Raw genomic sequence first — 20,083 nt, 5'->3', positions numbered from 1 at the left:
TCAGAGTGTTCGGGGTAGTCGGGATGCAGGGCAGGCAACAGCCGGCACTCAGGCGGCGAACTGCAGTTCCTGCGCACGCAGACAGCGTACCGCATGCTGCGCATCCAGTTTCAGCTCGGGGGGTTGCTGGCTCAGGCAATCCGGCCGGGCGTGGGCGCAGCGTTCGGCGAAGGCACAGCCGGGCGGGAGATTGGCGAGATCCGGCGGCGCACCGGGAATGGTCTGCAGGCGCTGCCCCTTCTGCATGGCGCCATGACTGCGGCTTTGCAGCAGCGACATGGTGTAGGGATGGCGCGGCTGGGTCAGCAGCCGGGCGGCGGGGCCCTGTTCGACGATGCGACCGGCGTACATCACGGCGATGCGGTCGGCCACCTCGACGGCGGCGCCGATATCGTGCGTGACGAAGATGATCGACAAACCCAGCTCGCGTTGCAGTTCACGCAGCAACAGCAGGATCTGGATCTGCACCGTGGCGTCCAGTGCGGTGGTGGGTTCATCGGCCAGCAAGACCTTGGGCGAGCACGACAGGGCCAGCGCGATCATGGCGCGCTGGCGCATGCCGCCCGACATCTCGTGCGGATAGGCATCCAGGCGGCGCTCCGGGCTGGGGATGCGCACCTTTTCGAACAGCGCCAGCGCCTGGGCGCGGGCCTCGGTCGCCGAGACCTTGCGATGGCGGCGGATGGTCTCGACGATCTGGGCGCCCACGGTATAGACCGGGTCCAGCGCCAGCAGGGGCTCCTGGAAGATCATGGCGACCGCATCGCCGCGCAGGGCCGAGAGCTCGCGCCCGTTCATGGCCAGCACGTCGCGGCCATCGACTTCCAGCCGGCCCTCGATGCGGGTGCGTGCTTCGGGGTGCAGGCGCATGATGGAGCGTAGCGTGACACTCTTGCCCGAACCGGACTCGCCGATCAGGGCCACCACCTCGCCCTCGGCCAGTTCCAAGTCCACGCCGCTGACGGCGCGGATGGTCTTGCCAGGCGCCTTGAAGCTCACGCGCAGATCCTGCAGGCGCACCATGGATTGCTTGCCTTGTTCAGCCATGTTGCGGCTCCTCGATGATCATGCCGGCCTCGAAGGCGGTGGCATCGTAGCCGCTGCCCGCTTCATAGCGCAGGCAGGCCACGCCATGCCCGGGCGTCGCCTCGACGAAACTGGGAGCGCGCTGCTTGCAGACTTCCTGCGCGAACTGGCAGCGCGTATGGAAGCGGCAGCCGGAGGGCGGGTTGATGGGATTGGGCGGATCGCCCGCCAGCGGGGCTTCCTCAGTACGGCGGGTAGGGTCCATGCTGGGCATGGACCGCAGCAGCGCCCGTGTGTAGGGATGGCGTGGCGCGTCGAACACCTGCTCGGCCGGACCGACCTCCACCACCTGGCCCAGGTACATGACCAGCACGCGGTCGGAGATGAAGCGCACCACGTTCAGGTCGTGGCTGATGAAGAGATAGGTCAGGCCGAACTCCTGCTTCAGGTCCAGCAGCAGGTTCAGCACCTGGGCCTCGACCGACTTGTCCAGGGCCGACACGGCTTCGTCCAGGATCACCAGGCGCGGCTCCAGGGCCAGGGCGCGGGCGATATTGACGCGCTGGCGCTGGCCACCGGAGAGTTCGTGCGGATAACGTCCGGCAAACCGCTCCGGCTGCAGGCCCACACGTGCCAGCAGGCTGCGGGCGCGGGCGATAGCCTGGCGTGCCGGCAGGCCGTGCACGGTGGGCGCGAAGGCAATCGAATCCTCGATGGTCATGCGCGGGTTGAGCGAGGAATAGCTGTCCTGGAACACCATCTGCGCCTGGCGCCGGAACTGGCGCAGGGGCAAGGCGCGCGAACCGACGGTCTGGCCGTCAAACACCAGCTCGCCGCTGTCCTGCTGGATCAGCTGCATCAGCACGCGGGCGGTGGTGGACTTGCCGCAGCCGGACTCGCCGACCACACCCAGGGTTTCGCCCTTCAAGATGTCGAAGCTCACGCCATCGACGGCGCGCACCGCATTGGCCGGCCCCCGCTGGAAGGGCAGGCCCTGCTGCTTGAGCGGGAAGTGCTTGAGCAGCGCGCGCACGCCCAGCAGCGGCTGGCGCGGGCCGCCGATGTCTTGCTTGTCCTCGCTCAGGAGATGGGCAGTCAGGCTCATTGTTTGACCTCCATGGCCGAACGCAGGCCGTCGGACAACAGGTTGAAGGAAATCGAAGTCACGAAGATGAAGGCACCCGGCAAGGCCGCCACCCAGGGCTGGGTATAGATGGCGGTGCGCAGGGTGTTCAACATCAGGCCCCATTCCGGCTCGGGCGGCTTCACGCCCAGGCCGAGGAAGGACAGGCCCGAGGCCAGGATCATCGACACCGAGATCAGGCTGGTGGAATACACGAAGATCGGTCCCAGCACATTGCCCAGCACATGCGCCCGCACGATGGTGAAGGCACCGGCCCCGGAGGCGCGTGCGGCATCGACATAGTCGCTGCGCCGCACCTGGGTGGTGACGCTCTCGGCGATGCGGGCGATCTGCGGCACGAAGACGATGGTCAGTGAGGTGAGCGCGTTGAAGATGCCCGCGCCCAGGGCGCCGGACAGCGCGATGGCCAGCAGCACCGAGGGAAAGGCGTAGAGGATGTCGATGCTGCGCATGATGGCGGTATTGGTGAAGCCGCCCGCATAACCGGCCAGGATGCCCAGGGCGCTGCCGATCACGAAGGCCAGCAGCACCGGCGTGATCCCCATGAACAGCGACAGTCGCCCGCCCAGCAACAGGCGCGAGAACAGGTCACGTCCCAGTTCGTCGGTCCCCAGCAGGTGACCGGCGGTGCCGATGGGTTTCAGGCGCGCAAACATCGAGGTGGCGAAGGGATCACTGGGCATCACCCAGGGTGCGGCGACGGCGGCGAAGATCAGCAGCAGCAGGATGCCGGCGGCGATCATGGCACCGGGGTTGCGCACCAGGCGTGCGGCGACGTTGGCCCAGTGGCCGCGCGAGCGCCGCAGGGTAGCGTCCTGCGCATCGGCGGTGTCGAGGGCGGAGACGGGGGTGGTGAGATTCATGTCAGGCTCGCTCGATACGGGGGTCGAAGATGGTTTGCAGGATATCCACCAGCAGGTTCAACGCGACGAAGAACAGGGCCAGCACCAGGATGCTTCCCTGCAGCAGCGGCAGGTCGCGCTGGAAGATCGCCTGGTTCAGCAGGAAGCCGGTGCCGGGCCAGGAAAACACGGTCTCGATCAGGATCGAGCCACCCAGCAGGTAACCCAGCTGCAGGCCCATCACGGCCAGCGCGGTGGGGGCGGCGTTCTTGACCACGTGGCGCAGCACGCCGGCGTCGGACAGGCCGCGCGCCTTCAGGCCGACCACGAACTCCTGCGACAGGATGTCGGCCACCAGCGCCCGCACGGTACGGGCGATGATGCCCATGGGGATGAAGGACATGGTGACGGCCGGCATGATCAGGTACTTCATGTGTTCCAGGTCCCACACCCACGCGCCCGAACCATCGGGCCCGGCGCCGGTGGCGGGCAGCCACATCAGCTTGGACGAGAACACGATCACCAGCACCATGCCCAGCCAGTAGTGCGGGACCGAGACGCCCACCACCGAGATGAAGGAAGCCAGCCGGTCGATCCAGGAATTGCGGAAGTAGCCCGCCACGAAACCGAACAGCGAGCCGAAGACGAAACCGATCAGGGTGGCCCCGGCGGCCAGCATGAAGGTATTGCCGACCGCCTTGAACACTTCGGCGGCCACCGGCCGACCGGTGGCGATCGAACTGCCCAGGTCGCCATGCAGGGCACGCCAGACCCAGCTCAGGAACTGCTCGGGATAGCTGCGGTTGAAGCCGTAGAGTTCCATCAACTGCTTTTGCAGGTCGGCCGAGGCATCCGGCGGCAGGATCGAGACCAGCGGATCACCCGGGGCGATATGGACCAGCATGAAACAGAGAAAGGCCACACCCAGCATGATGGGGAGGGCGTAGAGGGTGCGTCGTATGAGGTAGGCGATCATGGCGGTTCCGGCGACGGGTCGGGATCAGCGGCACCAGCGCCGCAAACAAGACAAGGGATGGTGCAGAAAACGTCAAGGTGCAAAAAACGTCAAAGTACGGGAAGCGTCAGCGGCGCCGGGTCGTGCAGGGTGGCGCCGCTGACGCGGTTCAGTCTCAGTCCATGCTCATGGTGGCGATATCGATGAACCAGCTTTGCGGCTGGACCACGCCCTTGACCTTGGCGGCGATGGCACGCGGACCGGTGTCGTGGGCCACCCAGACGAAGGGCGCCTCATCCACGATCTTGGCGTGCAACTGGGCCAGCAGCGCATCACGTTGCTTGGGATCGAAGGTGGTGCGGGCCTTGGCGATCAGGGCATCCACCTCCGGGTTGCTGTAGAAGCCCCAGTTGTTGGAGGTCGGCGGCGCAGCCTTGGTATCGACGAAACGCACCATGGCAAAGAACGGGTCCATCGAGGCGAAGCTGACGTTGATCGCATTGGCACCGTGCGCGCTCGGGTCCTTGGCGCCGATGCGCCAGTTGGTATAGAGCGTGTTCCACTCGATGACGTCGAACTGCACATCGAAGAAGCAATCCTTCAGGTTCTGCTGCATGAACTCGTTCATCGGCAGCGGTTGCATCTGGCCCGAGCCGGAGGCCGAGATCTGCACCTTCACGGTGAGCGGCTTGGCCGCCGAATAGCCGGCTTCGCTCATGAGTTTCTTGCCGGCGGCAGGGTCGTACTTGATCTGGAAGCTGGGGTTGCCACGCCACGGGTGGCCGGGTTCCACGGTACCGGTGGCTTCACCCATGAGACCGCCCAGCAGCTGCTTCATGGCCGGACGGTTCACACACAGGTTGGCAGCGTGGCGCACGCGCTTGTCCAGCCAGGGCGAACCGGGGACGAAGGAGAGTTGCCACGGCCACACGTGCGGCTGCGGATTGGAATAGATCTTGAAGCCGCGTGCCTTGATGGCGTCCAGCGCGTCAGGCGCGGGGGCCTCGATCCAGTCCACCTGGCCCGACATCAGGGCGGCGGTGCGCGAGTTGGCCTCGGGCAGGGGCAGCATCACCACGCGATCGATCTTGGGGCGGCGCGCCGGGTCCCAGTAGCCGTCATTCTTGACCACTTCCAGGCGCTCGCGCGGGACGAACTTGGCCATGCGGAACGGGCCGGTGCCGGACGCGTCAGCGGCGAAAGCGGCCCAGGCCTGCTTGGAGCGCTCGGCCTTGTCGGTCACCGAGGCCGGCACGGCGGCCAGCTTCTTGTCCCACTGCGCGGGCGAGGCCATGAACAGGTTGGTCAGGTTGATCGGCAGGAAGGAATCGGGCTCGGAAGTGGTCAGTTCCACGGTCAGGTCGTCGATCTTCTTGGCGCCGCGCAGGGTGGGCATGCGCGAGGCAGTCACGCCGACCTGGCTGGGATCGAACTGGGCGGCGTTCTTGTCCAGCACCTTGTTGACGTTCCAGACCACGGCATCGGCATTGAAGGCCGAACCGTCATGGAATTTCACGCCGGGACGCAGCTTGAAGATCCACTTGGTCTTGTCCTTGGCATCGACCTGCCACGACAGGGCCAGGTCGGGAATCAGTTCGCTGGCCTTGTCGGCCTTGGACAGGTCCCATTGCGTCAGGCCGTCATACATGGGGATGCCGGTGAAACGGTTGCCCTCGAAGCCCTGGTCGGGCTGGCCCAGCGTGCGCGGGATGTCGCCGGCGGTCATGGCGATGCGCAACACCTTTTCGGCGTGGGCGGGCAAGGCAGCCAGGCTGGCAAAGGTGCCGAAGGCCAGGGTACAGGCCAGCGTCAGGGTAGCGGTCTTGGGAAATTTCATGGCAGTGCTTTCCTTGTTGAGGGACGACGATGGAAACGACAGATGAAACGCAAAGGACTCGATGGCGACCTTGCCAGGTGGGCGCGGGTGGCCGACATCAGGGCGGGGAAAAACCGAGACCGACCCGCTCGGCGGCATTGGCGATGTGTTCCTGCATGGCGCGGCGCGCACCCTCGATGTCGCCTGCCGAGATGGCGGCGGCGATGACGCGGTGCTCCACGGCGGGCGCCCAGATGCGTTCGCGATCGGCAAATGGCACGCGCAGGCTGTGGCTGATGGGACGTTCGAACTGGCGCACCACCTGGACGAAGGCGGGGTTGCCGGAGAGTTCGGCGACCAGTTGATGGAATTCCAGGTCGGCATGCGAAGCGCTGACCAGGTCGAGATTCTTGAGCGCATCCTCGAAGCGGGCCTGGATGCCCCACAGGCGCGGCGTGGCATGGGCGGTGATATGGCGCGCGGCCAGCGCGGCGGCCGCCGATTCGAGGACATGGCGCAGCTGGAACACGGCCGCCAGGCCCAGTTCGGGGGCGCTGCTGTCTTCCTCGCCCACGGAGGGTAGCGGCGGTGCGATGCGACCATCCTGGCGCTCGGTGACCAGGGTGCCCTTGCCGGGTACGGAGCGGATGAAGCCCAGCGCTTCCAGCATCGACAGGGCCTCGCGCAGGGACGCGCGGCTGATGCCCATCGACTCGGCCAGCTCGCGCTGGCTGGGCAGCATCTCACCGGCGGCATAGGTGCCGCTGAGAATCTGGCGCTGCAAGGTCTGTGCTGCGATATTGGGCATGCTCATGGTGGCGTCCTCGGATTGGCCTGACTGGTCAGACCGCGAAGACCTCTACAGCAACGAGCGTGCCACCTTCCCCCACGCAAGCCGCAAAGCCTTGCGCAACAAGGCCTTAGCAGGCATGCAGGGAAACCGCACGAGGGCTGGCGCGCCATGCGTCATGAGCGCTATTGATGCAGTGACGCACCTCATGCGTGAGGCCTCATCCCGGAAATCGGGCAGGCCGCGCCCAAAAAGACCCGGCGCATGGCCGGGTCGCATGCGCGCTGCAACATGGAAATGGTCATCACGCGCGAGACTGTATCGGATTGATCTGCGGTCCGGACCGGGACGCCCGAAGATCTGGAAATCTGCCTGGGTATACATACAGGCCTCCCGAAAAGCGCAAGATCCGCTAAGTCGCTCTGGCTGTGTCGGACTACACTGCACCATGAACTCCGACTCAATCCACCGTTATCACAGACGCATGGCTAAGGTCATCGCCGCGATCGCGGCCGATCCCATGGCACAGCACAGCCTGGAAGGGCTGGCCGCCATCGCCGCCTTTTCACCTTTTCATTTCCATCGCCTTTACCGCGGCCTCACGGGAGAAACCGTCATGGATACGCTACGTCACCAGCGCCTGGCGATGGCGGCAGTGAGGCTAGCCAATCAGGACGGCAACGTGACAGAGATTGCGTTGGCGTGCGGCTATGAGAGTCCGCAAGCCTTCACCCGGGCCTTCCGGCAGTTTTCCGGCGACTCGCCAAGTACATTCAGACGCAAGATCGCCGTCATGACCCAATCGGTACAGCAAGGTAAATTCGCTCAGCACGCGTCCCATCCCGAAGTACCGTTGATCCGACAAGAAACCTTGCAACTACAGGCGCTACGCCACGAAGGTCCGACGAGTACCATCGCGCATACTCATCGACGGCTGCATCGATTGTTGGGCAAGCGCGCTGCGCCGGTACGTTATGGTGTTTGCTATGGCGACCCCGACCAAGGCGCGAGCTTCCGCTACTACGCAGCGGCATTGCGCAGCAGCGATGATCGGCTTGACGATGGCATGGAATGCATCGACATCGCGGCCGGAACGTATGCCTGCCACACTGTGATAGGCCGCTATACGCAGATCAATGCCAGCATTGCCGCTCTCTACAGTCTGTGGCTTCCCTACAGCGGTTACGAGCCCGACGACAGGCCACTCATCGAGTGCTATCGCAACCAACCTCACGAGGTCGCGCAGGAGGCATTACATACCGACTTGCTGATCCCGGTTCGTGCGCTTCGTTGATCAACTTGCCATGAACATCAACACTAACCGCTTGTTGCGCGCCTTCATGGCGCTGTTGTGGATGTGGGGCTATGCCAACGCATGGGCTGGTACAGTCGGTTTCCAGGAACAAACTACCTACGATGAACGCGGCCAGGTACTGAAGCTGGCGATCTGGTATCCGACCAGTTCGCCCGTGCAAACGGTCAGCCTCGGGTGGACCACGCAAGACCTGGCCATGGAAGGAACGATGGCAGGCGGGAAGCATCCACTGATCCTGATATCGCATGGCACAGGCGGTACTTATCTTTCACATTACGATACCGCAGTCGCGCTTGCGCAAGCCGGCTTCATTGCTGCAGCCGTGTTGCATCCGGGCGATAACGCGCTGGATCAGAGTCGCCGCCTTTTCATTCTGGAACGACCAGCGCACGTGCGCCGAGCCTTGGATTACCTGCAGCAGCAGTGGCGCGATCATGAACAGATTGATGACGATCGCATCGGAATCTTTGGCTTTTCCGCAGGAGGATTTACGGCATTGGTCAATATCGGCGGCAAGCCGGACATGGGATCCATCGCACCGTTCTGTCTCCAGCACCCTCGTCACTTCGCCTGCCAACTCATTGCACAGGAAACCGCGCCCGGGCAGGCGGCGACCATGCCGCTACCTGAACGCCAGGAACAGGACGCACGTATCAAGGCAGCGGTGATTGCCGCACCAGCCCTCGGATTTACCTTCGCCAACCGGTTGCAAGGGGTCAGCGTTCCCGTGCAATTGTGGAGGGCCGAAGATGACCAGATCCTGCCTCATCCCTGGTACGCGGAAGAAGTACTGCGCGCCTTGCCGCCAACACCTCAGTACCATGTCGTATTGCATGCCGGCCACTTCGATTTTCTTGCGCCTTGTAGCCCGATGATGGCCCAGCGCCTGCCCGAGATCTGCAACAGTGCACCGGGATTTGATCGTACTAACTTCCATCGCCACTTCAACGAAGAGGTCGTTGCTTTCTTCCGGCAAACCTTGGTCAAGAGAGACGACTGAGACGACTCATCCCACATGAACAAGCGAGAGTATGACCGCGGCCTTACTGGACCGCCGGCGTCACCGGCTCATGCTTGGCCACCAGGTGATACAGCAGGAAGGCGGCGCTACCGCAGATGGCCATCACCGAGACCAGCGGCAAGGCGGTGCCGTCATGCCACAGGCTCATCACCACGCCGGACAACACCCCCATGCCGAATTGCAGCGTCCCCATCAGCGCGGCCGCCGTGCCGGCCTGACGGCCCTGGTGCTTCAGTGCGATGGCGGTGGCGTTGGGACCGGTGAAGCCGTAGGCGGTGAGGAAACCGAAGAAGCCGAACAGCAGCAGCGGCAGGCTTTCAAGACCCGCCAGCACCATCAGTACTACCAGCAGGGAGAGGCCGGCCGGCACCCACAGCACCTTGCCCAGCACGCGCTCGGCCGAGCGCTTGACCACCAGCCGTGCATTGATCTGCGAGGCAGCAATCAGGCCAATGGCATTGGAGGCAAACACGAAGCCGAAGTATTGCGGCTTGATGCCGTGCAATTCGATCACCACGAATGGACCGCCGGCGATGTAGGCAAACATGCCGGCTTGCACCAGGCCACCGCACAGCACATAGGACATGAACTGGCGATGCCGCAGCAGGCCCCAGTACTGACGCAGCGTGCGTCCCAGGTGCAGCGGTTCGGCCCGGGTGACATCCACGGTTTCGGTCAGGTATTTACGCGTACCTACCATGCACAGCAGCCCGAAGATGGTCAGCACCACGAAGATGCCACGCCAGCTGGCGAAGACCAGCATCAGCCCACCGATGAAGGGAGCGAGGATGGGCGCCAGGCCAAACACCAGCATCAGCATCGAGAAGGCCTTGGCCGATCCTTCCGCGCCCATGCGGTCGCGCACCATGGCCCGCGGGATCACCATGCCGGCACTGCCGCCCAGGCCCTGGAACAGGCGCAGCACGATCAGGGTCTCGATGTTCTGGGCGAAGATGCACAGCAGCGAACAGACGAAGTACAGCGCGATACCGAAGAACAGCGGCGGCTTGCGCCCGAAGCGGTCCGACAGCGGGCCATAGAACATCTGGCCCACCGCCAGGCCGATCAGGAAGGAGGCCAGGGTGAGCTGCACCAGATTGGTCCCCACACCCAGGTCTTGGGCGATGGCGGTGAAGCTGGGCAGGTACATGTCGATGGCCAGGGCACCCATGGCCGTGAGCGCGGCCAGGACTGCCAGCCATGGAGGAAATTTGCCCGTCGAGAGCGATTGATCGTTGTTGTGCATGTGGAATTGTCGAGGCAGCCGCATTGCGCGCGAAGGCGTTGATCATACGAAGTGAACCGCTGCGGCCTGATGGCGTGAGGGCCGTATTATAAAGTGCCGGCCTGCTTCCATCAGCGGACTGCATCAAGTAATGCGAGCTTGCCGCCAAGAAAAAACTGAGCCCGGACAATAAAATCAGACAGCGCTCGTGCAGGTTCGCGCAAAAGCTGGCACACTCGTTTCCATCGTTTTCAGATCACGGGACTCCATGCAAGGAGCGGCAGGTAGGCGCAGTACGAGCCACACGCCGACGATACGGTGCGGCACGTTGCTGTAGAACAAAAAAGATCTTTGCCGCAGGGGAAATCAATGCGTGGCCGATTTACGCCATCAACTACACGCGCGCCCGTCGGGAGCCATCGATCAGGCGGCTGGCCGGCGGACTTGACAGGACAGACCCTCGCCGGCCTCAAGCTCGTCATTGCTGGGGTGGCTGCGGCATTGCTGCTGGCCGCCTGCGGAGGCGGCGATGATGGCGCTGCAGGCCCGGCGGCCAGTCAGACGGTCGATCGCGCCGAGTCGTCCGGACCGCTGGTACTGACGGCCCTGGTGTGGGCGCCGGACTGGTCGGAGGAAATGCATCGGGTGGCCGATGCGTTTGTCCGCGATCATCCCGACGTGCGCATCGACCTGCAATTCATGATCGGCAATTCCGTCGAGGAAAACCTCAAACCCCGTGCCGCCACCGATAGCCTGCCCGACATCATCTCCGTCAACGCCAGCCCCTACACCGCCGAGCTGGCCGATCAGGGCATGCTGGCCGACCTCGGGCAGACACGCGCCTGGAACAATCTGCTGGACATCCTGCAACGCGAGTGGACGGCCCCGGGCGGGCGGCGCTACGGCATCCCCTCGGGTATCGCCACCACGCTGATCTACTACAACCGCGACATGTTCGAGCGCGCCGGCATCACGGCGCCGCCAACCGACTTCGAGGCCTTCCTGGCGACTGGCGCAGCGCTGCGAAAGGCCGGCCTCACGCCCCTGGCCCTGTCGGGCGCCTTCCCCAACATGTTGGGCAATGGACCGTTCAGCTATGGCTTTGCCAATGCCATTGCCGCCAATGTCCCGGACTGGCGCGCCCGCATCGCCGATGGCAGCTTGCAGCTGGACAACCCGCAGGGCATTTCCATCTTCAGTCGCCTGCGTACGCTGGTGGAGCAGAAGATGGTCCAGGCCGACTGCCTGCGCGCCGGTTACGATGCCACCCTGAACCAGTTTGCCGAGGGCCGTGTGGCGATGACCTTCCAGGGAACCTGGGCGGCAGGCATGCTGATGCATGGGCGCGGGATGCGGGTGGGCGTCTTCGTGCCGCCCTGGAACGACAAGGGACAGCCCATCAGGCCGGTCATCGGCAGCGAGACCGGTTTTGCCGTGGCCCAGGGCAGCAGCGCGAGGCACCGGGAAGTCGCGGCGCAGTTCCTGGATTTCCTGTATGGCCCGGGCATGAGCATCTGGCAGGGCAAGCGCCAGAACATCCCGCCCTTCCGCGTGATCGCCAGCGACATCAAGGGCGACCGGACGCTGTTTGCGCTGGTGGACGAGATGACACGCGACGCGACGCGCACCAATGCGCCCGGCCTGTACTACTCGCTGCTGCCGGTCAATACCATCGAGGTCCTGCACGCGCAGTTGCAGGCAGTCCTGGCGGGCAGTACGACCCCGCCCCGGGCCGCGCGTGCACTGCAGGATTCCATCGCCGAACAGGCCGGCCTGGCGGGCAAGTGAGACGGGAGACAGGATATGTTCCATGCATAGACGGCTAGACTTCCTCTCCCTGGGTTTCCTGCGCCGGATCGAGATCCGCTATCGGCTGATCAATTCCTTCATCCTGGTGTCGCTGGTGCCGCTGTTGATCTCGGGCCTGCTGGCCTACCGTGAGACCAGCCGCGCGACCCAGGACAAGGTGCGCACCTACTCGGTGCAGGTAGCCAGGCAGATTTCGCAGAACCTGCTGCTGCGCATGGAAAAGATCGAGGACACCAGCGAGGAACTGGCGCTCTCGGACAAGCTGCAGCGCCTGCTGGGCGACTACTACAGCGGCCATGAAGGCGCCAGTGCGGCGGCCCGCAGCGGCGTGGCCCGGGTGCTGCTCGATACCTATGGGGCCTTGCCTGACGTCAACCAGAAATACCTGCTGGACCGGCGGCGCCAGGTCATCGATCCGCAGATCTTCGCGCCGCTGGCCGGCAGCATCAGCCGCGTGGCCGAAGACGCCCCCGACCTGGGTGGGCGCGCCTGGTGGACGCTCTATCACGCCGGCCACGGCCAGAAGAGCGTGGCCATGCTGCGCGAGATCCGCTTTACCGGCAACAACCGCCCGGCCGGCTATCTGTTCGTGGGAGTGAGGCCGAGCTATTTCTTCAGCATCTTCGAGGGCGTGGAACTGGGCTATGACTCCAGCATCTTCATCGTCGACGCCAGCGATGGCACGGTGGTGGTGCAGGGGCGCGACGGCAGCGCCAGCACCGCCGATCCGGCCTTGCTGAGCAGCATCTCGGAAAGCCTGTCGCAACGGCGCACCAGCGACTTCATCGCCTATACCGGGCTGGACAAGACACGCTACTACGCCGCCATCGCCAAGCTGCCGCACTCGTCGTGGTGGGTGGTCAGTACCACGCCCAGCGACAAGCTCAACGCCGATACCCGTTCGGTGCGCGACAAGATCATCGCCATCGGCCTGGGCTGCTTTGCGGTCTCGCTGCTGCTCTCGGCACTGATCGCGCGCAGCATCAGCGTGCCGCTGCAGCGGCTGGTCGGTGCCATGAAGGAAGCCGGCAGCGGCGATACCACGGTGCGGGTGGCGCAGGAAGGGGGCGACGAGATCGCCGTGCTCTCGCGCAAGTTCAATGAGATGGCCGGCAAGCTGCAGCAGAACAAGGAAGAACTGGAGCAGCAGGTGGCGCTGCGCACGCGCGAACTGGAGCGCGCCAACCGCAAGCTGGAAGCGCTCTCGGCCACCGATGGCCTGACCGGCGTGGCCAACCGGCGGCGCTTCGACGAGGTGCTGGTCAATGAGCTGCGGCGCTCGGTGCGCTCCGGTCATCCGCTGGCCTTGCTGATGCTGGATGTGGATTACTTCAAGAAATACAACGACCGTTATGGCCATGTGGCCGGTGACGAATGCCTGCGCATCGTGGCGCGGGTGCTGCAGAAGAGTTCACGCCGGGCGACCGATCTGGTGGCCCGCTACGGTGGCGAGGAGTTCAGCGTCATCATCGCCGAGAGCGATACCGCGCATGCCCTGCAGCAGGCCGAGAACATCTGCCAGGCCATCTTCGAACTGAAGCTGCCGCATGCCGATTCGCCCTCCGGCTACATCACCGCCAGCATCGGCGTGGCCGCCCTGCAGGCTGACGACAGCACCACCGCCGAGCAGGTGGTGCGCATTGCCGACCAGGCGCTGTACCACGCCAAATACCAGGGCCGCAACCGGGTGGTGCTGGGCAGCGATGCCACGCGCAACCTGTGATTCCGGCGCCTGCCTGCTGACAAAGCGCTGACGATGGAAGTCGCTTTGTAAAGTTTGATAAAGCGCGGCTGTTCCGCCCTGAACCATTGACCGCGCGCTGCATCATACCGCTATGCCAACCCGTCACCCTTGAGAGAGGTATAGCAGATGAACCCGAGTCGCCAAGAAAAAAAACACTGGACCATCGAAGACATCGACCTGAACCGCATTGATCTGGCGCGCGTACGCCACGATGAAGACCTGTTCTATCTGGTCGCCTGCGCCTCCTTCGTGGAAAGCGGTTCGGACCTCTACACGCACAACCTGGTGGAATACTACAAGGGCGATGCCGAGGTCGAGAGCTGGTTGCGCGAACAATGGGAAAAGGAAGAACTGCAACACGGCGCGGCGCTGCGCGCCTATGTCGAACACGTCTGGCCGGAGTTCGACTGGCAGCGTGCCTATCAAAGCTTCCTCGACGAGTATTCCGGTTACTGCAAGGTCGAGCTGCTCGAACCCACCCGCGCCCAGGAGCTGGCGGCGCGCTGCGTGGTCGAGACCGGGACCTCCACCTACTACCGCGCCCTGGCGCGTGCCACGGACGAGCCTGTGCTCAAGCACCTGGCGGGCCTGATCGCCACTGACGAAGTCAACCACTACAAGCACTTCTACCAGTACTTCCGCCGTTACCGCCGCCAGGAAAACATCGGCCGCTCGCGCGTCTTCGGCACCCTGAGCCGGCGTACGCTGGAACTCAAGAATGAGGACGCCGACTGCGCCATCCGCCATGTGGTGATGGTACACAAGCCGGAGCTGGCAGCCGACCCGGCGCGGCTCAAGGAACTGGCCTCGCGCATGAGCCGCACGGTGCGCGTCAATCTCAAACCCGAGACCACCATCAAGATGATCATGCGGCCGCTGGAGCTGCCGGTGGCGCTGCAGAACATGATCGAGTTTCCCCTGCGGCAATTCATGCAGCACGTGCTGTTGCGCTGAACGCCCTGCAATGGATGGTCCGGCTGCAGGGGCCGCAAGGAGCCCATGAAGTGCAGTACCCCGCATCCGGCCGGATCCCATTGTTAACAATCCTGACGGCCCGCCTGCAGCCCGGTGCGATCCTCTCCAAATCACGCCAAACCCGCCTGGGCTGGCGCCTGGCGACCTGCCCCAAGATCGGGCATCAAGAAGCGCCAGCTTGGTGAATATTGCCGTTACACCATGACGCTGTCGACAATTGCGCTCGCCTTTGGTGCGCAAATCTGTTCCGGCTGACAACATTTCTCCCTCTCGCCGTCTCCTCCCGCCCCGCTTTGATGCAGGCCTGCGCCCGTAGCGCGCCATTGGCACGCATTCTGCTAAAGCGACTGGGCAGTGAAAAAAATCTTCCAAAACTTTTCTCGAGGGAGCACCACATGTCACGTCGTACCGTACTGAAAGCCACCGCACTGGGCGCATTCGCACTGGCCGCATCCTCCTGGCTGCCCTCCGCCTTCGCGGCCGACACCATCAAGGTCGGTATCCTGCACTCGCTGTCGGGCACCATGGCCATCTCCGAAACGTCCCTGAAGGACGTGGCCCTGATGACCATCGACGAAATCAACGCCGCCGGCGGCGTGATGGGCAAGAAGCTGGAACCGGTGATCGTTGACCCCGCTTCCAACTGGCCGCTGTTCGCAGAAAAGGCTCGCCAGCTGATTTCGCAGGACAAGGTGTCGGTGGTGTTCGGTTGCTGGACCTCGGTGTCGCGCAAGTCGGTGCTGCCGGTCTTCAAGGAACTGAACAGCCTGCTGTTCTACCCGGTGCAGTACGAAGGTGAAGAGCTGGAGAAGAACGTCTTCTACACTGGTGCTGCGCCCAACCAGCAGGCCATCCCTGCGGTCGAGTACCTGATGTCCAAGGAAGGTGGCGGCGCCAAGCGCTTCGTGCTGCTGGGGACCGACTATGTCTACCCGCGCACCACCAACAAGATCCTGCGCGCCTTCCTGCACAGCAAGGGCGTGAAGGACTCCGACATCGACGAGGTCTACACCCCCTTCGGTCACTCCGACTACCAGACCATCGTGGCCAACATCAAGAAGTTCTCGGCCGGTGGCAAGACTGCCGTGATCTCGACCATCAACGGCGACTCCAACGTGCCCTTCTACAAGGAACTGGGCAACGCCGGTCTGAAGGCGACCGACGTGCCGGTGGTGGCATTCTCGGTGGGTGAAGAAGAACTGCGCGGCGTGGATACCAAGCCGCTGGTGGGCCACCTGGCTGCCTGGAACTACTTCGAGTCCGTCAAGAATCCGGTCAACACCGCCTTCATCAAGAAGTGGAAGGAATACGCCAAGGCCAAGAACCTGCCCAACGCCGATACCGTCGTGACCAACGACCCGATGGAAGCCACCTACGTCGGCATGCACATGTGGGCGCAGGCCGTGGAAAAGGCCAAGTCCACCGACACCGACAAGGTGATCGCCGCCATGGGTGGCCAGACCTACAAGGCACCGTCGGGCTACACGCTGGAAATGGACAAGACCAACCACCACCTGCACAAGCCCGTGATGATCGGCGAAATCAAGGCCGACGGTCAGTTCAACGTGGTCTACAAGACCAAGACCACCATCCGCGCGCAACCGTGGAGCCCGTACATCCCGGGTAACGAAAGCAAGCAGAAGAACTAAGCTTGTTGTAGTTGCAAGGCGTTCTTTCGGAGCTCCTTCGATACGCGGCGTATCGAAGGAGCTCCAACCGCCGCACGTTCCTCCCTCCACAAGAAGAACGCCCGACGATGCGCATCGGCCACGGCTTCGTGTCCGGCTCGCGCTTCGAGGCGCACACCATCATGACACCAGCCATCCAGTTCCTACGCGGGCTCCTCGCGACCTGGCTTTGCGTCCATGCCCTGACGGCGGGCGCGGCCATCGCACCGGACCTGCTCAAGCCCCTTGGCGGAGACGACCCTGACGCGCGCATCGCCGCCGTCAACCAGATTGCGGCGCTGGCCAACGACGACGCGCTCAAGATTCTCAATGCCTTGAACAGCGACGCGCTCTATGTCACCCCTGCCGGTGACGTGCTCATCGTCGATGATGCGGGCAAGGCCTTCAACCCGGCCACCGACCAGACCGGCCCGGCACCCGATGATGCCGAGGGCATCACCGTCAACAACCGCCTGCGTGGCGCCGTCGATGGCGCCCTGTCGGGCTTGAAGCTGCTCTCGCCGCAACGCGACCAGCGCCTGGCCGCCGCCAGCGAGCTCCTGAAGAATGCCGACCCGGCGCAGATCCCGCTGATCGAAAAGGCGCTGGCCAAGGAAAGCGATCCCCAGATCAAGGACGTGCTGCTGCAGGTGCAGGCTACCGCCAACCTGCATGCCACCGACCCGGCCGCGCGCCGTGCTGCGGTCAAGACGCTGGCCGAGACCACCAATGCCTCGCTGAAGCCGGCGCTGGAAAACATGCTGGCCAAGAATCCGGATGGCTCCTATGTCGAACCCGATGAAGGCGTGCGGGTGGAAGCCGTGCGCACCCTGTCGGCGCTGGACCGCCATCTGGCCATCGTGGACTTCGCCGGCAAGCTGTTCTATGGCGTCTCGCTGGGCAGCGTACTGCTGCTGGCCGCGCTGGGCCTGGCCATTACCTTCGGCCTGATGGGCATCATCAACATGGCCCATGGTGAATTGCTGATGATCGGCGCCTATACCACCTATGTGTGCCAGCTGGTGTTCCGCAAGTTCTTCCCGGGCGCCATCGATGCCTATCTGGTGGTGGCCCTGCCGGCGGCCTTCATCGTCGCCGCGGCCGTGGGTATCGCGCTGGAACGCCTGGTGATCCGCTGGCTCTACGGCCGTCCGCTGGAGACCCTGCTCTGCACCTGGGGCATCAGCCTGATGTTGATGCAAGGCGTGCGCTCCATCTTCGGCGCGCAGAACGTGGAAGTGGCCAACCCGAGCTGGATGTCGGGCGGGGTCACCGTGCTGGGTTCGCTGGTGCTGTCCTATAACCGCATCGTGATCGTGTTCTTTGCGCTGTTCGTGGTGTTTGCGGTGTGGCTGATCCTGAACAAGACCCGCCTGGGCCTGTTCGTGCGCGCCGTCACGCAGAACCGCCGCATGGCCGATTGCGTGGGCGTGTCCACCGGCAAGATCGACATGATGACCTTCGGCCTGGGCTGCGGCATCGCCGGTCTCGGTGGCGTGGCCCTGTCGCAGCTGGGCAATGTCGGCCCCGACCTGGGCCAGGGCTATATCGTGGATTCCTTCATGGTGGTGGTGCTGGGAGGCGTGGGCCAGCTGGCCGGTACCGTGATTGCCGCCTTCGGCCTGGGCGAGGTCAACAAGTTCCTGGAGCCGATGGCCGGCGCCGTGCTGGCCAAGATCGCCATCCTGGTCTTCATCATCGTATTCATCCAGAAGCGTCCACAAGGTCTCTTCGCACTCAAGGGAAGGAGCGTCGAATGAGCACCATGATCATGCGCCCCTCGCTGTTCAATCGCCCGGCCTGGGCCGGGATCGTCATCTGCACCGTGGTATTGGCGCTGCTGCCGATCTGCAACCTGCTGTTCCCGGCGGACAGCAGCCTGCACGTGTCGTCCTATACCATCGCGCTGGTCGGCAAGTTCATGTGCTACGCCATGGCGGCGCTGGCGCTGGACCTGGTCTGGGGTTACACCGGCATCCTGTCGCTGGGCCATGGCGTGTTCTTCGCGCTGGGTGGTTACGCGCATGGCATGTACCTGATGCGCGCCATCGGCCGTGACGGGGTCTACCAGAGCGACCTGCCGGACTTCATGGTGTTCCTGAACTGGAAGGCCTATCCCTGGTACTGGTGGATGACGGACCACTTCTGGTTCTCCATGCTGCTGGTGGTGCTGGTACCGGGCCTGCTGGCTTTCGTGTTCGGTTACTTCGCCTTCCGTTCGCGCATCAAGGGCGTGTATTTCTCCATCATCACGCAGGCCATGACCTTCGCCTTCATGCTGCTGTTCTTCCGCAACGACACGGGCTTTGGTGGCAACAACGGCTTTACCGACTTCAAGCGCATCCTGGGCTTCACCATTACCGCGCCGTCCACCAAGGCGGTGCTGTACCTGGTGACGCTGGCACTGCTGGTGGGCGCACTGCTGGTCTGCCGCATGATCGTCACCTCCAAGCTGGGCCGGGTGCTGCAGGGCGTGCGCGATTCCGAATCGCGCCTCATGTTCATCGGCTACAACCCGCTGTGGTTCAAGCTCTTCGTATGGACGCTGTCGGCCGTGATCTGCGGTATCGCCGGGGCGCTGTACGTGCCGCAGGTGGGCATCATCAATCCGTCCGAGATGTCGCCGGCCAACTCCATTGAGATGGTGATCTGGGCCGCCGTCGGTGGCCGTGGCACGCTGATCGGCCCCATCATCGGCGCCTTTACCGTCAATGGCCTGAAGAGCTGGTTCACCGCAGCCTTCCCCGACCTGTGGCTGTATGCGTTGGGCCTGATCTTCATCCTGGTGACGCTGTTCCTGCCGCAGGGCATCCTGGGACTGGTACAGAAACTCAAGAAACGCGCCGCCTCGCCGGCTGAAGCGAGCGCATCCAAGGAGGCCGCATGAGTGCCATCGAACCTGGCAAGAGCCCTGTCGCCATCGGCGGCCTGGGCGGCAATGTCGATACGCCCCGCGCCGACCATGGCACGTCCTACGATCGCATCAAACCCGAGGGCGTCGATACCACCCACGGGGCCATCCTCTACCTGGAAAACATCACAGTGTCCTTTGATGGCTTCAAAGCCATCAACAACCTGAACCTGGATATCTCGGTGGGCGAGCTGCGCTGCATCATCGGTCCCAACGGCGCGGGCAAGACCACGATGATGGATGTCATCACCGGCAAGACCCGGCCCACCGCCGGCACCGCTTTCTTCGGCCAGACCATCGACCTGACCAAGATGACCGAGTATGAAATCGCGCACGCCGGCATCGGCCGCAAGTTCCAGCGTCCTACCGTGTTCGAGCAGCACACCGTGTTCGAGAACCTGGAACTGGCGATGAAGATGGACAAGCGCGTCAAGACCACGCTCTTTGCGCGCCTGTCGTCGGAGCAGATCGGCAAGATCGAGGAGATTCTCAAGCTGATCCGCCTGAACGGCCAGGAGCATCGTCTGGCCGGCTTGCTCTCGCATGGCCAGAAGCAATGGCTGGAAATCGGCATGCTGCTGATGCAGGAGCCGCAACTGCTGTTGCTGGATGAGCCGGTGGCCGGCATGTCCGACGCCGAGACAGCGCGCACGGCAGAGCTCTTGAACGAGCTGCGCGGCAAGCATTCCATCATGGTGGTGGAACACGACATGGGCTTCGTCGAAGAGATTGCCCAGGGTGGCAAGGTGACCGTGCTGCACGAGGGATCGGTACTGGCCGAGGGCGACATGCGCCAGGTGCAATCCAACGAGCGTGTCATCGAAGTCTACCTGGGACGATAAG

The 20,083-nt window shown here is 63.8% G+C and carries 16 protein-coding genes; 9 read left to right on the top strand and 7 right to left on the bottom strand.

All coding sequences use genetic code 11. The features are described from left to right. Positions 1-48: 48 nt before the first annotated feature. From HBH1_RS20415 to HBH1_RS20390, 6 genes are all read right to left on the bottom strand, one after another. The gene (locus tag HBH1_RS20415; protein WP_102664143.1) at positions 49-1,047 is read right to left on the bottom strand and encodes an ABC transporter ATP-binding protein; all 999 of its coding nucleotides are present in this window, start codon (positions 1,045-1,047) and stop codon (positions 49-51) included. After that, positions 1,040-2,131 carry an ABC transporter ATP-binding protein gene (locus tag HBH1_RS20410; RefSeq protein WP_102664142.1) on the bottom strand — a complete coding sequence of 364 codons (1,092 nt, stop codon included), beginning with the start codon at positions 2,129-2,131 and terminating at the stop codon, positions 1,040-1,042. The genes HBH1_RS20415 and HBH1_RS20410 overlap by 8 nt, the downstream gene beginning before the upstream one ends. Continuing rightward, complete coding sequence (locus HBH1_RS20405) at positions 2,128-3,033, bottom strand: ABC transporter permease (RefSeq protein WP_006464617.1); 906 nt, start codon at positions 3,031-3,033, stop codon at positions 2,128-2,130. The genes HBH1_RS20410 and HBH1_RS20405 overlap by 4 nt, the downstream gene beginning before the upstream one ends. Before the next feature lies 1 nt (position 3,034). Next, positions 3,035-3,988, bottom strand: coding sequence for an ABC transporter permease (locus HBH1_RS20400; RefSeq protein ID WP_102664141.1), 954 nt, complete (start codon positions 3,986-3,988; stop codon positions 3,035-3,037). A 154-nt stretch (positions 3,989-4,142) separates the two neighbouring features. Then, entirely contained in the window at positions 4,143-5,804 is a 1,662-nt protein-coding gene (locus tag HBH1_RS20395) for an ABC transporter substrate-binding protein (RefSeq protein ID WP_006464619.1), read from the bottom strand. A gap of 97 nt (positions 5,805-5,901) precedes the next feature. Then, a complete protein-coding gene (locus tag HBH1_RS20390; protein ID WP_102664140.1) occupies positions 5,902-6,597 on the bottom strand; it encodes a FadR/GntR family transcriptional regulator in 696 nt (231 codons plus the stop codon). A gap of 460 nt (positions 6,598-7,057) precedes the next feature. Between HBH1_RS20390 and HBH1_RS20385 the strand changes: the two genes are divergently transcribed. Continuing rightward, positions 7,058-7,867 carry an AraC family transcriptional regulator gene (locus HBH1_RS20385; protein ID WP_233207663.1) on the top strand — a complete coding sequence of 270 codons (810 nt, stop codon included), beginning with the start codon at positions 7,058-7,060 and terminating at the stop codon, positions 7,865-7,867. Between the two features lie 10 nt (positions 7,868-7,877). Then, positions 7,878-8,888 (top strand): alpha/beta hydrolase family protein, encoded by a 1,011-nt coding sequence (locus tag HBH1_RS20380; RefSeq protein ID WP_102664138.1) that lies wholly within the window; start codon positions 7,878-7,880, stop codon positions 8,886-8,888. 43 nt (positions 8,889-8,931) lie between these two features. Here the strand turns inward: HBH1_RS20380 and HBH1_RS20375 are convergent, their stop codons facing one another. After that, positions 8,932-10,155, bottom strand: coding sequence for a Bcr/CflA family multidrug efflux MFS transporter (locus HBH1_RS20375; RefSeq protein WP_102664137.1), 1,224 nt, complete (start codon positions 10,153-10,155; stop codon positions 8,932-8,934). 480 nt (positions 10,156-10,635) lie between these two features. Between HBH1_RS20375 and HBH1_RS20370 the strand changes: the two genes are divergently transcribed. The 7 genes from HBH1_RS20370 (at position 10,636) to urtD (ending at position 20,082) form a co-directional block, all read left to right on the top strand. Continuing rightward, complete coding sequence (locus HBH1_RS20370) at positions 10,636-11,922, top strand: ABC transporter substrate-binding protein (protein ID WP_369878634.1); 1,287 nt, start codon at positions 10,636-10,638, stop codon at positions 11,920-11,922. A gap of 22 nt (positions 11,923-11,944) precedes the next feature. Further along, positions 11,945-13,666, top strand: a complete 1,722-nt coding sequence (locus HBH1_RS20365) for a sensor domain-containing diguanylate cyclase (protein ID WP_102664135.1) — start codon at positions 11,945-11,947, stop codon at positions 13,664-13,666. A gap of 147 nt (positions 13,667-13,813) precedes the next feature. Beyond that, on the top strand, positions 13,814-14,641 hold the full coding sequence (locus HBH1_RS20360; protein WP_102664134.1) for a ferritin-like domain-containing protein: 828 nt from the start codon (positions 13,814-13,816) through the stop codon (positions 14,639-14,641). Positions 14,642-15,057: 416 nt separating this feature from the next. Continuing rightward, entirely contained in the window at positions 15,058-16,311 is a 1,254-nt protein-coding gene (gene urtA, locus HBH1_RS20355) for an urea ABC transporter substrate-binding protein (RefSeq protein WP_102664133.1), read from the top strand. Positions 16,312-16,472: 161 nt separating this feature from the next. After that, entirely contained in the window at positions 16,473-18,089 is a 1,617-nt protein-coding gene (gene urtB / locus HBH1_RS20350) for an urea ABC transporter permease subunit UrtB (RefSeq protein ID WP_102664178.1), read from the top strand. Further along, positions 18,086-19,216, top strand: a complete 1,131-nt coding sequence (urtC, locus tag HBH1_RS20345) for an urea ABC transporter permease subunit UrtC (protein ID WP_102664132.1) — start codon at positions 18,086-18,088, stop codon at positions 19,214-19,216. Before urtB ends, urtC begins: the two co-directional genes overlap by 4 nt. Next, on the top strand, positions 19,213-20,082 hold the full coding sequence (urtD, locus tag HBH1_RS20340) for an urea ABC transporter ATP-binding protein UrtD (protein WP_102664131.1): 870 nt from the start codon (positions 19,213-19,215) through the stop codon (positions 20,080-20,082). Before urtC ends, urtD begins: the two co-directional genes overlap by 4 nt. The last annotated feature ends 1 nt before the right edge of the window (position 20,083 follow it).

Origin of the sequence: Herbaspirillum sp. BH-1, from assembly GCF_002870055.1 — a bacterium.
Taxonomy (GTDB): domain Bacteria; phylum Pseudomonadota; class Gammaproteobacteria; order Burkholderiales; family Burkholderiaceae_D; genus Herbaspirillum; species Herbaspirillum frisingense.
The sequence above is the reverse complement of the archived record's forward strand: the minus strand, read 5'-3'. Positions and strand labels throughout refer to the sequence as shown.

Bases quoted from the DNA above. Each gene is read 5' to 3' on its own strand.
- HBH1_RS20415 (WP_102664143.1), bottom strand. From the start codon at position 1,047: ATGGCTGAACAAGGCAAGCAATCCATGGTGCGCCTGCAGGATCTGCGC.
- HBH1_RS20410 (WP_102664142.1), bottom strand. From the start codon at position 2,131: ATGAGCCTGACTGCCCATCTCCTGAGCGAGGACAAGCAAGACATCGGC.
- HBH1_RS20405 (WP_006464617.1), bottom strand. From the start codon at position 3,033: ATGAATCTCACCACCCCCGTCTCCGCCCTCGACACCGCCGATGCGCAG.
- HBH1_RS20400 (WP_102664141.1), bottom strand. From the start codon at position 3,988: ATGATCGCCTACCTCATACGACGCACCCTCTACGCCCTCCCCATCATG.
- HBH1_RS20395 (WP_006464619.1), bottom strand. From the start codon at position 5,804: ATGAAATTTCCCAAGACCGCTACCCTGACGCTGGCCTGTACCCTGGCC.
- HBH1_RS20390 (WP_102664140.1), bottom strand. From the start codon at position 6,597: ATGAGCATGCCCAATATCGCAGCACAGACCTTGCAGCGCCAGATTCTC.
- HBH1_RS20385 (WP_233207663.1), top strand. From the start codon at position 7,058: ATGGCTAAGGTCATCGCCGCGATCGCGGCCGATCCCATGGCACAGCAC.
- HBH1_RS20380 (WP_102664138.1), top strand. From the start codon at position 7,878: ATGAACATCAACACTAACCGCTTGTTGCGCGCCTTCATGGCGCTGTTG.
- HBH1_RS20375 (WP_102664137.1), bottom strand. From the start codon at position 10,155: ATGCACAACAACGATCAATCGCTCTCGACGGGCAAATTTCCTCCATGG.
- HBH1_RS20365 (WP_102664135.1), top strand. From the start codon at position 11,945: ATGCATAGACGGCTAGACTTCCTCTCCCTGGGTTTCCTGCGCCGGATC.
- HBH1_RS20360 (WP_102664134.1), top strand. From the start codon at position 13,814: ATGAACCCGAGTCGCCAAGAAAAAAAACACTGGACCATCGAAGACATC.
- urtA (WP_102664133.1), top strand. From the start codon at position 15,058: ATGTCACGTCGTACCGTACTGAAAGCCACCGCACTGGGCGCATTCGCA.
- urtB (WP_102664178.1), top strand. From the start codon at position 16,473: ATGACACCAGCCATCCAGTTCCTACGCGGGCTCCTCGCGACCTGGCTT.
- urtC (WP_102664132.1), top strand. From the start codon at position 18,086: ATGAGCACCATGATCATGCGCCCCTCGCTGTTCAATCGCCCGGCCTGG.
- urtD (WP_102664131.1), top strand. From the start codon at position 19,213: ATGAGTGCCATCGAACCTGGCAAGAGCCCTGTCGCCATCGGCGGCCTG.